The sequence below is a fragment of the Bilophila sp. T19-St14 genome (assembly GCF_059728385.1).
The window spans coordinates 721117-733494 of sequence record NZ_BAAGFT010000002.1 but is presented as its reverse complement, the minus strand read 5'-3'; the positions used below and the strand labels follow the sequence as shown (position 1 = coordinate 733494).

General features: G+C 56.9%; 12 protein-coding genes and 2 pseudogenes. 9 read left to right on the top strand and 5 right to left on the bottom strand.

Annotation, left to right across the window (positions count from 1 at the left end; genetic code table 11):
- Positions 1 to 321 precede the first annotated feature (321 nt).
- Together AC6I1V_RS17620 and AC6I1V_RS17615 are read right to left on the bottom strand one after the other, a co-directional pair.
- Entirely contained in the window at positions 322 to 1302 is a 981-nt protein-coding gene (locus tag AC6I1V_RS17620) for a LysR substrate-binding domain-containing protein (protein ID WP_486854951.1), read from the bottom strand.
- Between the two features lie 535 nt (positions 1303 to 1837).
- Positions 1838 to 2908 carry a YeiH family protein gene (locus AC6I1V_RS17615; RefSeq protein WP_486854952.1) on the bottom strand — a complete coding sequence of 357 codons (1071 nt, stop codon included), beginning with the start codon at positions 2906 to 2908 and terminating at the stop codon, positions 1838 to 1840.
- Positions 2909 to 4077: 1169 nt separating this feature from the next.
- Between AC6I1V_RS17615 and AC6I1V_RS17610 the strand changes: the two genes are divergently transcribed.
- The 9 genes and pseudogenes from AC6I1V_RS17610 to AC6I1V_RS17570 all read left to right on the top strand — a co-directional run bounded on the left by AC6I1V_RS17610 (position 4078) and on the right by AC6I1V_RS17570 (position 10727).
- The gene (locus AC6I1V_RS17610; RefSeq protein ID WP_486854953.1) at positions 4078 to 4794 is read left to right on the top strand and encodes an SDR family NAD(P)-dependent oxidoreductase; all 717 of its coding nucleotides are present in this window, start codon (positions 4078 to 4080) and stop codon (positions 4792 to 4794) included.
- A 501-nt stretch (positions 4795 to 5295) separates the two neighbouring features.
- Positions 5296 to 5940, top strand: a pseudogene (locus tag AC6I1V_RS17605) (IS1595 family transposase); the annotation flags it as partial.
- A gap of 1175 nt (positions 5941 to 7115) precedes the next feature.
- Positions 7116 to 7592, top strand: coding sequence for an N-acetyltransferase (locus AC6I1V_RS17600; protein WP_486854791.1), 477 nt, complete (start codon positions 7116 to 7118; stop codon positions 7590 to 7592).
- Positions 7593 to 8123: 531 nt separating this feature from the next.
- Positions 8124 to 8600 carry a PhzF family phenazine biosynthesis protein gene (locus tag AC6I1V_RS17595; RefSeq protein ID WP_486854792.1) on the top strand — a complete coding sequence of 159 codons (477 nt, stop codon included), beginning with the start codon at positions 8124 to 8126 and terminating at the stop codon, positions 8598 to 8600.
- Positions 8564 to 8992: a PhzF family phenazine biosynthesis protein gene (locus tag AC6I1V_RS17590; protein WP_486854793.1), complete on the top strand. Its 429-nt coding sequence runs from the start codon at positions 8564 to 8566 to the stop codon at positions 8990 to 8992. The genes AC6I1V_RS17595 and AC6I1V_RS17590 overlap by 37 nt, the downstream gene beginning before the upstream one ends.
- Before the next feature lie 219 nt (positions 8993 to 9211).
- The gene (locus tag AC6I1V_RS17585; RefSeq protein WP_486854794.1) at positions 9212 to 9469 is read left to right on the top strand and encodes a hypothetical protein; all 258 of its coding nucleotides are present in this window, start codon (positions 9212 to 9214) and stop codon (positions 9467 to 9469) included.
- The gene (locus tag AC6I1V_RS17580) at positions 9466 to 9861 is read left to right on the top strand and encodes an AAA-type ATPase lid domain-containing protein (RefSeq protein WP_486854795.1); all 396 of its coding nucleotides are present in this window, start codon (positions 9466 to 9468) and stop codon (positions 9859 to 9861) included. The genes AC6I1V_RS17585 and AC6I1V_RS17580 overlap by 4 nt, the downstream gene beginning before the upstream one ends.
- 43 nt (positions 9862 to 9904) lie before the next feature.
- Positions 9905 to 10090 carry an AAA-type ATPase lid domain-containing protein gene (locus tag AC6I1V_RS17575; protein ID WP_497737336.1) on the top strand — a complete coding sequence of 62 codons (186 nt, stop codon included), beginning with the start codon at positions 9905 to 9907 and terminating at the stop codon, positions 10088 to 10090.
- Between the two features lie 433 nt (positions 10091 to 10523).
- Positions 10524 to 10727, top strand: coding sequence for a hypothetical protein (locus AC6I1V_RS17570; protein WP_486854797.1), 204 nt, complete (start codon positions 10524 to 10526; stop codon positions 10725 to 10727).
- 224 nt (positions 10728 to 10951) lie between these two features.
- On the opposite strand, the gene AC6I1V_RS17565 is transcribed toward AC6I1V_RS17570, so the two are convergent.
- From AC6I1V_RS17565 to AC6I1V_RS17555, 3 genes and pseudogenes are all read right to left on the bottom strand, one after another.
- A complete protein-coding gene (locus tag AC6I1V_RS17565; protein WP_486854801.1) occupies positions 10952 to 11173 on the bottom strand; it encodes a hypothetical protein in 222 nt (73 codons plus the stop codon).
- A complete protein-coding gene (locus AC6I1V_RS17560) occupies positions 11107 to 11679 on the bottom strand; it encodes a sodium:solute symporter family transporter (protein ID WP_486854798.1) in 573 nt (190 codons plus the stop codon). Before AC6I1V_RS17560 ends, AC6I1V_RS17565 begins: the two co-directional genes overlap by 67 nt.
- A 112-nt stretch (positions 11680 to 11791) precedes the next feature.
- Positions 11792 to 11947 (bottom strand): annotated as a pseudogene (locus AC6I1V_RS17555) (sodium:solute symporter family transporter); the annotation flags it as partial.
- Positions 11948 to 12378: the final 431 nt, after the last annotated feature.

The window sequence follows — 12378 nt, the reverse complement described above, 5'->3', positions numbered from 1 at the left end:
TCTCCGCCTGCTGTTTTTTGAGTGCCGTTCGCCGCATGAAGCGAACACGCGTTTATTATCTTTGTCCAGATTTTCCTACGTTCGATCTGTGTATCGGCTCTCTTTGGGATGGAAGCGGGAAAAGGTTATCGTTTCCCCTTTTGATCCGGAGTTGGGGGGGGCTCCGTATCATGCTGCTTATAAGCAGGTAAAAAAGCGGGCTCCGCATTCCAAAAAAAGCGGCGGGGAAGCTGGCGGGGCCTCTTTCTGTCTATGGCCGGGAACGAAGGTCAGTGTGCTCGGCCCCGCAGCTTCACGGCATGGGAGGAGCCGGAAAACGGTTCACACATGAGCATGTTGCGCCGCCTTCCGGGATGCCGCCTTTTCCGTTTTATGTTTCGGAAAAGGCTCGTTGCCCTTCAAGGCGAGATGGCACAGGCGTTCCTCTTCTTCAAGACAGGATTCCACTTCTTTGGAGAGCGCCTCCTTGAGGCTTGAAAAGGGGAGGGCTTTGTGCTCGACGCGGTAGATGGTGCGGTCGAACTGGGCGTTGCTTACCCCGACGATGAACAGTTCGCCGGCGCGGACTTCCCGCTGCACGATGCGCGGAGAGAGGCAGGATAGCATGCCCGGATTGCGGAGAACCTGCTTGATGGAATCGTTATGCTCAAATTCGAGAAGGATCTGCGGACGCAGGCCGCGCGGGGTAAGTTGGCGCAGGAATGTTTCCCGCGTCCCTGATCCCGGTTCGCGCAGCAGCCAATGGCGGCCGAGCAGGGCCTCAATGGGGTACGGCCCGGCCTCGGCCAAAGCCTTGTCTGCGGTAACGATCACGAGGGATTCCTTGGCGAGGGGGGTGATCTCCACAGCGAGGTTGTGGACGTCCCCTTCCACAAATCCGACGTCGAGCAGGCCGTGTTCCACATGGCGCACAATATCCGCCGTATTCCCCGACTCACATTCGATTTCGACATGGCGATGCCGCATCTTGAAATTATACAGCACTTGCGGCAGCACGAAGTCGGACAGCGTGGTGGACGCGCCGATGCGGATTTTGCCCGCCAGCTCGTCACTCGCCACCAGCGCGAGCACATTCTTGAGTTGATTGTACAGCGGGGCCAGCCGTTCTTCGAGCAGCCGCCCCTTGTCGTTGAGCCGGATGCCCCGGCCCATCCGGTCGAACAGAGAAACCCCCAACTCCGCCTCAAAATCCCGGAGCGCACTGGAAACCGCCGCTTGCGATATGAACAGCTTGGCCGCAGTGTCCCGCATATTCGGCGTCCTCGCCAAGGCCAAAAAAACTTCCAGATACCGAAGCGTCATAAACCCCTCCTCTCTGCTGCCGGTTGTCTGCGGCAAACCGCAATGCCATCATTCCTTGGTAACGGATCCGGTATGGGACGGCAACCGTACTGAAACGCAACATATGGAAGATGTTTCTTTTTTCCCATGCCTTTTTTAGCATGGGTTACGCCGTTGAAGGACGCTTGGGCGCCCCCGCGTGAGGGGCGCCGCCTGTGCCCATTCGGAATCCATTCAGGGGTATGTCCATGCAACAGCGTGAAAATACGTTTGTTTTTTTGACAGCCGCGTGAATGCGCCGTGGGATGTCGCCAGACGACATTTGTTGTACGTTCTTTTGTGAACGCCGACGGCATCCGGTTTCCGTTTAATCCTGCCCCGCCCTGATGTGGGATCAGGCCCAGTGCGGCAAAGAAGGCAGGAGGGCGCTCCCACCTTTTGTGGGTGGCTGGTAACGTATTGGGGAAGAGGGCTCACAAAGGTTCTGAAAAGAGGAAGGGGGAACATTTCAATGAATGTTCCCCCCAAAGCCTGATGCATCCAAAGCCCAACTGCGCTAAAAGTTGAGGGCGAGGATGGAGCGGGTCACGAAATAGCCGCCGCCGATGAGCCACAGGGCGAGCACGCCCGCAAGGAGGAAGGGCTTGGGGCCGACCATGCGAACCTTTTCGAGGCTGGTTTCCATGCCGAGGGCACACATGGCCATAGTGAGCATAAAGATATCCAGCGAATTGATGATGCTGACGGCCTGCTTGGGGATGATGCCGAGCGAGTTGATGCCGATGCACGCGATGAACAGGACGGCGAACCACGGGAAGTTGCTGAAACTGTAGGTGCCGTAGGAAGGCGCACGGCTTTCCTCTTCCGTTTTTTCAGGGAATCGGTTCAGCCAGAAGCCGAGGCAAATGAGCAGGGGTGCGATCATGATTACGCGGATCATCTTGACGATGACGGCGGTATTGCCCGCATCGGCGGAAACGGCTTGTCCGGCGGCTACGGCGTGCGCGACCTCATGCAGGGTTCCGCCCACGAACATGCCGTAAGCCTTTTCGCCCATGTCAAGGAAGCCGTGGTTGTACAGGAAGGGATAGACGAACATGGCGATGGTGCCGAAAACCACGACCGTGCCCACGGCGATGCTGCTTTCATAGGATTCGCCCTTAACCACGGGTTCGGCGGCGAGTACGGCGGCGGCCCCGCAAACGGAGCTCCCGGCGGCTGTGAGCAGGGCAAGGCGGCGGGGCAGGCCGAAGGCCTTGATCCCAAGCCAAGAGCCGCCGAGAAACGTGCTTGTCAGCATGATGGAGCTGATCGCCAGCCCGTTGAAACCGACGAGCAGGAGATCCTGGAAGGTAAGGCGGAAACCGTAAAGGACGATGGCGGCGCGCAGCAATACCTTGGAAGAGAACAGGATGCCGGGCAGCCAGTAGACTGGAAGATGCAGCCGGAGCGTATTGCCGTAAATCATGCCGAGCACGATGCCCACAATGAGGGGGCTGATGCCCAAAAGGGAAATGTAATGCCACTGTGAAAGCTGATAGGCGGCGCTGGCGAACAAGACGACAAACAGGATGCCGTTCATGAGCTGTATATGGTATCCGTTCCCGATGGCTTTTTCCGATTGCATGGATGGGCTCCTTTGCGGTTTGTAGATGACGTGCGGACTTTGCAGCATCTGTTTTGTCTTATCCTCATCCTGAAAACAAACGGATAAATCGTATCGGTTCAATAAACGAAACTATTCAGTATCCTGTTGAGAGTATTCATTTATCTGTGACATGCATCACAAAATGGGAAAGAGGTTCGTGAATCCCCCTGTACGAAACGACATAAAAAAGGCCGTCCTTTGGGACAGCCTTCTCGTGCCGCACGGCGTTTTGTACTTCGATACATCAGATTTCCTTAATGGTGCAGTAGATGCGGCTAATGCCGGCGGCCAGAATGGTGAAGGGCCTCAAGGCGAAAAGCGACTGGATGGTCACGATGAATCTCCCCAAAAGGTCAACTGTCTCGGATAGCGGAACAAATGCGGAACATGGCGGCGGCAAGGAGCAGGAAGGGGAGCACGGAGAGCACGGACTGCATGGTCATGGGAAAACTCCATTCTTAGCCGGATTGGACGGCACGGGACGGCGTTGCACGCGAAGAAAAGCGTATAAGGAGAATGAAAGGGGTTGACCGGATTTCCTTGCTCCCTTTAACGCTTACTTCTCCCGTGCGGAACGGATGTAGGCAAAGATGTCCATGCCGAGAAGGGGAAAGGCCAACTGAGCGGGTATGAAAGGCCCCTAATAAGAAATGCAGAATATCGTTGTCTTGCCGTATGTGGCGCATGGGCTTTATAGAAGCGTATGGGAGCAGCACCATTAGGTTCGGTCAACGCTGGCTGTGTCAATACGGCGGTATCCCTTTTGTCCGGTTGATATTTTTACATCTTCTTCATGGCTTGAAGGAGACTGTAGGTAAGAAGTAAAGCGATATTGAAAAGAAGCAGGGAGGACTGGGCAAACATATCTGTTCTCAGCACCATATTTTTGTGAATGTTTTTACATTTCCTTCATGGCACAATAACCGCGTACCAGACCGACGAGAAGAAAGACAACCGTAAGGAGAATGAACCGGGACTGCATATCCATAATGAACCTCCAAAGAAAAGTTGTTATCTGTTGGATGTACATTTACCACCCTCTGCCATTGAGCTGCAAACGGATAAATCAGATTGGATTGACAATGAGAAGTTATCAATCCGGCCTTCAGGCTTACGAATCTATTGCAGCCATTGATATGTGAGGCCATATGCCGACGATGCTTGTATTGGGGGCGACTTCCGGCATAGCCCAAGCTACGGCCCGGCTGTTTGCGGATTCCGGCTGGACATTGCAGCTTGCCGGAAGGGATAGCCAGCGTCTCCGCGAAGTTGCGGATGCCTGCGGCGGGGCGCCGGTTTTTCCGTTCGACGCGCTTGATCCGGCTTCGCGTTCCGCCCTGTGGGGGCTTTTGCCGTCCTGCCCGGATGCGGTGCTGTGCGCGGTAGGCCTGCTTGGGGATCAGGATTGTGCGTGCCGATCTCCCAAGGAGGCGCTCCGGGTTATGGAGTGCAATTTTACCGGGTTGGTTCCCGTGCTCCTGCAGGCTGCGGAGGCTTTTGAAGCGCGCGGGGCCGGCCTGATCATCGGGCTGAGCTCTGTGGCCGGCGATCGCGGGCGGGCTTCAAACTATGCCTACGGTTCAGCGAAGGCGGGGTTCACGGCGTTCCTTTCCGGCCTGCGGGCGCGGCTTTGGGGTTCCGGCGTCCACGTTCTGACGGTCAAGCCGGGGTACGTTGCCACGGGGATGATTGCCGGGCGGCGTCTTCCCTCCTGCATCGTGGCCTCGCCCGAACGCGTTGCCCGCGACATTTTCCGCGCCGTCCACAGCGGCCGGGACGTGCTTTATACGCCCGGTTGGTGGCGGCCCCTTCTTGCGCTGTATCGTGCCCTGCCGGAGTGTGTGGCGAAGCGTTTGAAGCTGTAGGGGAAGGGCAGGGTAGGAGAAAGGGGGAAGGAGAAGATTGGGAGGGGAGGAGGAACCTTTCTGAAGAAAGGCTTCCTCCTCCCCTCCCAAACCCACCCCTCCTCTTCCCAAGACTTTTGACTTTATCGAATCCCCCATCTCAGGCGGGGGAATGACGACATTTTTTGGGGGAGGGGATTGGGGAATGGCGTGAATTGCCCGGAGCGGCACCGGATTTTTGTATGGCTGTGCCATAGGAAACGGCTGATGCTTTATTCCTTGAAACTTCAAAGGAATAAACCAACAAAATATCTTAGCTATGGATTCCGTTAATGGAAAAACTGGATAAAAAAGCTGCATTTTCACCGCGCTGTGGAGATGAAACAACTACATACTGTGACAGAACCTTTTATATGTGGCCTTGTCGTTAGGTGTGTCAGTATATTTCCACAATATAGTGAAGATAAATACTTTGGGGCTGTCCTAGCTAAGGGAAAATAGTTAGGATAGCTCACGTATGAACGGCGAAGCAGATTAAGTTTGCGTCAACAGTCTGAATTGATAAAACTATTCGTGGCAGGGGCAATAGCCCGCACTGCCGGGGAACTTGTGGGCGTTCACCGTAACACAGCGGTTTCCTACTTTATGCGTCTCAAGCACCTGATTGCCGCTCATTTGCCCAGTTATCGCCTGTTAGGGGAGGTTGAAGCCGATGAAAGCTATTTTGGCGGGGTCAGGAAAGGGAAACGCGGGCGCGGGGCAGCGGGAAAAATAGTGTTTTTTGGCTTGTTAAAACGCAGTGGCAAGGTTTACACGGCCATAATCCCTGACGCCCGCACAGAAACGCTGATGCCTATCATTGAGGAGCAGGTTGAGCCGGACAGCATCGTCTACACAGACACTTTCAAGGCGTATAATGCGTTGGACGTAAGCTGTTTTCATCATCACCGAATCAATCATAACAGGCTGTTTGCAAAATGAGGGAATCATATCAACGGGATAGAAAATTTTTTGAACCAGGCAAAACGGCATTTGCGCCGCTTTAACGGCATCAAGCCAGAACATTTCTACTGGTTCCTGAAAAAGTGTGAATGACGATTCAACGGTGGCAACCATAAAGAGCTCTTAACCCAGTTAAAGTGTTGGGTAAAAGAATCTAAACATTAGCCTTAGCTAGGACAGCTCCAATACTTTTTATGTAGCTTTTTCGTTGCCTGGCTTGGCTGAGGTATTTTGTTTGGTTAGGCATTTGGGATTTCAAAAGTCTCTGCATAATATATGATTATTTTATATCCACAGCATAGTGAAAATACAGGCTTTTTCTCAGTTTTTCTGCTAGCGGGCTCCATATTTGAGATATTTTATTGGTTATTCCTTTGGAATTTCAAGAAATCAGGCATCAACCATTTCCTATGATACACCTTTCAAAAAATAAAATATCAAGGCTGTGTCACAGGAAACGATAGATGTTTTATCTCTTCATGTTCCAAAGAGATAAGCAATAAAATGCCTTAGATATAAAATCAGTCAGCGGAAAGATTGGAGAAAAAGCAGTTCTTTCACCATACTGCGAAAATGAAACAGCCACAGCCTATGATAGGGCCTATATTAACTGCTTACTAGGTTGTGTCGTCAATTAGATATAATATATTGAAATTATTTAATTATCTTTTAAGCCATAAAAGATTGTTTTCAATAATTTTAAATAGTTAAATGTAAAATGACGTAAAATGACGACACGGACTAGAGCGAAACTTTATATTGTGATGTGCTTATCAAAATGAATAATGTACATCCTCACAGGCAATCACTTGATGCAGGACGTGATCCGTTTCCTTCCAAACGGAGTGCGGAAAGAAACGGAGCACATATGCGGGGGTCCGGGGGGGCGCTTGCCCCACCGGGCAGGGTCAAGGGGCGGCAGCCCATTGCCGCCGGAGGCCTCATCACAGGCTTTTCGCGCAGGGATCAGCCGGATGGGGCGGCCCCTTGCCGCAGGGGGCTATCCCATTCCCTCTCGGTTCCTCCCGCTCTGCATGGCGGCCCTTGCGCCGGGTGCTGCATCCCGGCTACGGTTGGCCCCAAGGCGTGCCGTTGCCCAATCCCGCAGGGAAAAGGCGGATCGGTGATACCGGATATTGTGGCTGCCGGCAAAAACAGGTACATCATTCCGGGTAGTTTCAATCGAAAGGCAGAGGGGGTCCGAAGGGCTTCAGCGGCGCGGAGTGGATGGCGGCCCCGGAGATCGGAACCGCCGCAGGGGAGGCCCAAGGGCTTCCGGTTTGTCCGGGATGGGGCCGCCCTTTTTGTTGAATCGTTTTTTTGGAGAGGAGCTCTGTATCATGCAGCCAGTCTTGCGTCCCGCGCGGATGTGCGATGCGAAAAAGATCCACGGTTTGCTCATGGAATGTTCGGCTGAGGGCCTGCTGCTGCCGCGTTCGCTGTCGAACCTGTACGGTCAGATCAGGGATTTCCGCATCTTGGAAACCGGCGGCGGGGAATTCATCGGCTGCGCGGCGCTGGCGGTGATTTGGGAAAACTTGGCGGAAGTCCGCTCCCTCGCCATTGCCAAGCCGTGGCGGGGGAACGGGTTCGGCAACATCCTCGTGGATGAGTGCTGTAAGGACGCCCGCAGGATAGGCATCGACCGGGTATTCGCGCTGACGTATCAGGTGCGCTTTTTCGAGCGGAACGGCTTTTGTGTGGTAAGCAAGGATCTGCTGCCCCAGCGCGTCTGGATCGTCTGTGCGAACTGTCCCCGCTTTCCCGACTGCGACGAAGTGGCGGTGATGCGCCATCTGGATGCGGGCGGCGCCTGAAGGCACGCCGGGCTCTGAGGCGTAGGCTTTCTCTGCCATATTTTGTGAGTCGTTATCTGCCGTAGGAAGGCATCGCGGCAGCGCCTTTGCGTTGTGGGGCAGGCCGCTTCCTTTTTCCTGTTCATAGTATGTGGTTGTTTCACCTCCACAGTATGGTGAAAATACAGCCTTTTTCCCCGTTTCCCCTTTGGCGGAATCCACAACTAAGGTATTTTGTTGGTCATTCCCTTGGAACTTCAAGAAAAAAAGCATCAGCCATTTTCTATGGCACAGCCTTCGCCCATGCCCTGATTGGGGCTGTGCCATACCTTGTTCACTCCTGTTTCCACGGGATTGGTTCCATCCGTGCCCCGGATGGGGGCGTTTGAACGTGTTCATCTCTTTTTCATCCTGAATTGGCTCCGCCTGCGCCCCAGATGAAGGCTTGTCCCCGTGCGGAGCTTCCAACCCAACCTGACGTGCGGCGCAGCCCCTGCCGCCGGCCCGTCCTCCATCAAAAACCGTAACATGCTGTACCTAAAGGAATATACTATGCCCAATTGTACCTTCCATATTGTGGATGCGTTCACTGTGGAGCCGTTCACCGGCAACCCCTGCGCCGTGGTGACGGACGCCGACGGCATCGATCCCGCTGACATGCTGCGCATCGCGCGCGAGACCAACGCCCCGGAAACGGCGTTCGTGCTGGCCTCCGACAAGGCGGACGTGCGTGTCCGCTATTTCATGCCGCGCGGGGAAATCCCCTTTGCGGGGCATCCCACCATTGCCACGGGGCACCTTTTGCGGGAACTGAGCGTGCTCAAGCCGGGCACCGCGTGGTTCGAGTTCACCATCGGCGTGCTGCCTGTGGATATCCGCCCCGACAGGGTGATCATGACCCAGCCCCCCGCCGTCCCGGACACCTGCGCCGACGCCGGGACAACGGCCCAAGCGCTCGGGCTTCAGGCTTCCGATCTCCGGGAAGGGCTTCCGTGCCAGCTCATGCGGGGGGGGGCGTCAGCTTCCTGATGGTTCCCGTCCGGGAGCTTGCGGCGCTCCGGCGGATCAAGATGGACAGGCCCGCCCTCAAAGCTGTTTTGGCACCCCTCGGCGTGTCGGCGGCGTACGTGTTCGCCCCCGAAGGCGTGGAGCCTGAAAGGGATGTGCACGCTCGGCTTATCGATCCGGACAACGCCGGGGAAGATCCTTTCACCGGATCGGCCGCCGGGTGCATGGCGTCCTACATGCACGCGCACGGGCTGTGTTCCGGGACGCACATCCGGCTTGAGCAGGGCCATATCCTCGACCGGCCGGGAACCGGAGAGCTGGAACTGATCCTTGCCCCCGATGGTGGGAAGCTCGAAGCCGTGCGCCTCGGCGGAACGGCGGTGATCTCCGCCAGCGGCACGCTCCGCTGGTAAGGGGAGCCAACGACGCCATCCGAAAGGCACGATAACACATCAGGGGAGCTTCTGCGAGGAAAGCTCCCCTTCATTATGCCTGTACCGCACGGCCCCATGCTGCCGTCAGCGGGAATGCTGCCGCACCCACCATCATGTCCGGTATTGTTCCGCCGCTCCCATCTTCGCTAAGGCTCTTCTCTTCTCCTCGCGCGAAAACCCCATCGCCATACCCGCGGCATGGTGAAGCCGCCGCCCACGCCATTAATCGAATGGGCCAGCCTGCTGCGACCGCTGCAACCCCGCGAGGCCACCTACATGGGTGGAAAGAACGTAGCCCTACTCCGTCACCCGCTGGAAAGGCCGCCTGCGTGGACGAAAAGAGCATCCGGCGGCAATACCCGCGCCATCGCCGCGATGAGCCGCAATCTGGAAGAAGCCGTAGACAGAATGTACCCCGGCATGGCCTGCATTGCCGGATCAATGCGTTTCCCTTGAGTATCCCGCAGCTTGCCGCCCGGCGCGGCGACGTGGAGCTTCTGGCGGATCATTTCCTGCACACGTTTTCGGCGGCGCTCGGCAAGCACATGCAGGCCATCAATGCCAAAACGCGGAATCTGCTCTGCCGATACCCGTGGCCCGGAAACGTCCGCGAACAGGAAAACGCCATCGGGCTCGCCGTGAACGTCTGCGGCGGGCAAGAACTGATGCCGTGCGGCTTCCCCTCGGCCATGTTTAGATATGGGCCAGCCTCTGGCCCCGGCCGGAAAAACGGCTGGCTGTGGATGCAGGAAACCGAAACCATACGGAAGGCAATCCGCGAAACGGACGGGAATCGGGCAGGGCACATTCCGGGAAGATCTGTTTTCCGTTTGACCTTATCCCGCTGATCGTCCCGCCGCTGAGGGAACGCAAGGGCACGTGCGGCTGCTGATGGTGCATTTCCCGCACGCGTTCAGCCGGGAACGGGAGCGCACCTACCGAGTGGCGGCGGATCTGATGCATGCATTCGAGGCTCACCGCTGGTCGGACAACGTCAGGGAATTGAAAAATTTGGCTCTGTTATGTATGTGGTTGTTTCATCTCCACAGTGCGATGAAAAATAGAGCTTTTTTCTAGTTTTCCCCTTGGCGGGCTCCACGGCTAAGGCATTTTTCCGGTTATCCCTTTGGAGTTTCAAGGAAAAAAGCATCAACCATTTTCTATAACACAGCAAAAAATTTCATTAAGTACGGCGTGGGGTTCGGCGGACACGGCATCCTCACGCTGGCTCTCATGGATGCCCGCCTCGCGGCCCCGGCGGTGTACACCAGCCCCGCGCTGGGCCCCGTCCCATGCCGTAGCCCGGAAACGGAATCCCTAACGGCCTGGGGAAGGAGACGAAGGAGAAAACGGAACGAGGCCGCATTAGGGAGCTCCTTGAGCGGCACGGGCGGCACACGGAAGGGAAAAAGGCGGCGGGCGGACTCGGCATCAGCCTCGCCACGCTCTATCGCAGCGTAGGGCAGCTCGGACTGCTCCCCGGAAAACGGGGGCATGATGCGGGATCAGCATGCGGACGTTCGCCGCACCCGTTCCCGAACACGGGGAAGCCGCGTTGATCCGGGCCTTGCAAAAGAACCCGGCAGACGGCGTGCCCTGCCAGTATCCGGGGCAGCCTGCCGGGGCTGCGATCCGCCCGAAAGCGAAAACGCCGCCTGCGCCATGCTGCGGGGAGGGCTGGGAAAGCTGCGTCCTGCGCGCCGGAACGAAATGAAGCCGCTCCCGGCGCTTATGCAAAGGGGGAGATGGCTCTCCCCCCTTTTTTCACGGGGATGCGCTGCGGTCCTTTCCCGGCGGGGCGGGCCTACTGTCTGTTCAGATCCCTGAGCCACTGGATAATGCCGAAGAATACCCACACGCCGCAGGCGATATTCAGGAAGAAGGAAAGATAGAACAAGTACTTCGTCAACTGAAGCCACATGATGACGCCTCCGGCGGTTAGTTGAGATCGGGGAGGAAGGGGCCTTCGGGCTTGTGGTTCTTCATCTTCTGATGGATGAAGAACAGCACGAGGCAGTTCATGCCGATGCCTATGAAGTTGGCGGGGATGCCGAAGGGCTCCCCAAGTACCTTGTCGCTCCAGAGGAAAAAGCTCAGGCCGCCGGCGATGACCGCGGGGCGCCCGCGTAGGGGGAGATCTTGCCCCAGAGCAGGCCGCACATCAAAGGCGGCAGGATGGCGGAAGGCCACAGCTTGAACAGGTAGATCATCAGCCCGAACACGTCTTGGAAGACGATGGCCACGCCGATGGAGATGCCGCCCACAAGCAGGGTGGACAGACGGGACTGGCGCAGGAGATCGGCCTGCGTAGCTGTGGCGTTGATGAACTTGTTGTAGATGTCGCGGGTGTAGATGACCGCAGCCGTGTTGATCATGGCCGCGCCGGTGGACATGACGGCGGCGAGCAGCGCCCTGAACACGAGCCCGGTGATGCCGGGGGGCAGGATGTCGCGGATAAGGTTGGTGAAGGCGAGGTCGGGCTTCACGTCGGGCTGGATCGCCATGGACGCCAGGCCGATGGCGGCGGTGGTGGCCATGAAGAAAATCCAATGCACACCGAAAATGAGCAGCCCGTTCTTGCTGTCCTTGGCGGATTTGGTGGAGGCGTAGCGCTGGATGTAGTACGGCGCGCAGGAAGCTGAAGAACAGGCCGAGGAACTGGACAAGGGACCAGTTGGCCATGGGCTTCATGTTCGACTCAAAGCGCGGGTTGGAGTAGAGGATCGACATCATGGCGTCGAACCCGCCGAGGTGATCGATGGCGAGATAGCCGCAGAGCGTAACCCCGATGACGATGATGACGTACTGCACGGCGTCGGTAAGGGTTACGGCGAGGATGCCGCCCGACCATGTGTAGGCCAGCGTCACGATCGAGGCAATCAGCGCGGCGGGGATGAGGCTGATGCCCGTGGCGGTCTGGAGGATGGCGCCCATCGCCAGTATCTGCACCCCGAACGCCCCCACACAGAACAGGGCCCGGATTGGGGAAGGTACGGAGGCGACCTCTGCATAGGACACTGACAGCAGGGTATATCCGGGGAAGGTACGAGATACCGTCGGACAGATCACCAAGCTGATCAGGAAATCCCCCGTATCCGGGGAAAATGCCGGTGGCGGAGACGCGGCGTGCATCATTGTCCGGGGAACATACTCGCCGTGACTTCGGGGAAGACGAGGTAGAACAGGGAATTCCCTGCGTCCGGGGAACATACCCTTTCCATAGATGTAGCAATTGTCTATGAGGAATCCCACGTATCCGGGGAACGTGCCGAAGCAGGAGCGGATCCCGCCGCCCCGTGGCGGGACCACGGCATCCGGGGAAGGTGTTGCGGGAACAGCCCCTGCTGGTTAGACTTCCCTGAGCA

Coding starts and splice junctions, on each gene's coding strand:
- AC6I1V_RS17620 (WP_486854951.1), bottom strand. CDS start 1,302: ATGACGCTTCGGTATCTGGAAGTTTTTTTGGCCTTGGCGAGGACGCCG.
- AC6I1V_RS17615 (WP_486854952.1), bottom strand. CDS start 2,908: ATGCAATCGGAAAAAGCCATCGGGAACGGATACCATATACAGCTCATG.
- AC6I1V_RS17610 (WP_486854953.1), top strand. CDS start 4,078: ATGCCGACGATGCTTGTATTGGGGGCGACTTCCGGCATAGCCCAAGCT.
- AC6I1V_RS17600 (WP_486854791.1), top strand. CDS start 7,116: ATGCAGCCAGTCTTGCGTCCCGCGCGGATGTGCGATGCGAAAAAGATC.
- AC6I1V_RS17595 (WP_486854792.1), top strand. CDS start 8,124: ATGCCCAATTGTACCTTCCATATTGTGGATGCGTTCACTGTGGAGCCG.
- AC6I1V_RS17585 (WP_486854794.1), top strand. CDS start 9,212: ATGGTGAAGCCGCCGCCCACGCCATTAATCGAATGGGCCAGCCTGCTG.
- AC6I1V_RS17575 (WP_497737336.1), top strand. CDS start 9,905: ATGGTGCATTTCCCGCACGCGTTCAGCCGGGAACGGGAGCGCACCTAC.
- AC6I1V_RS17570 (WP_486854797.1), top strand. CDS start 10,524: ATGCGGACGTTCGCCGCACCCGTTCCCGAACACGGGGAAGCCGCGTTG.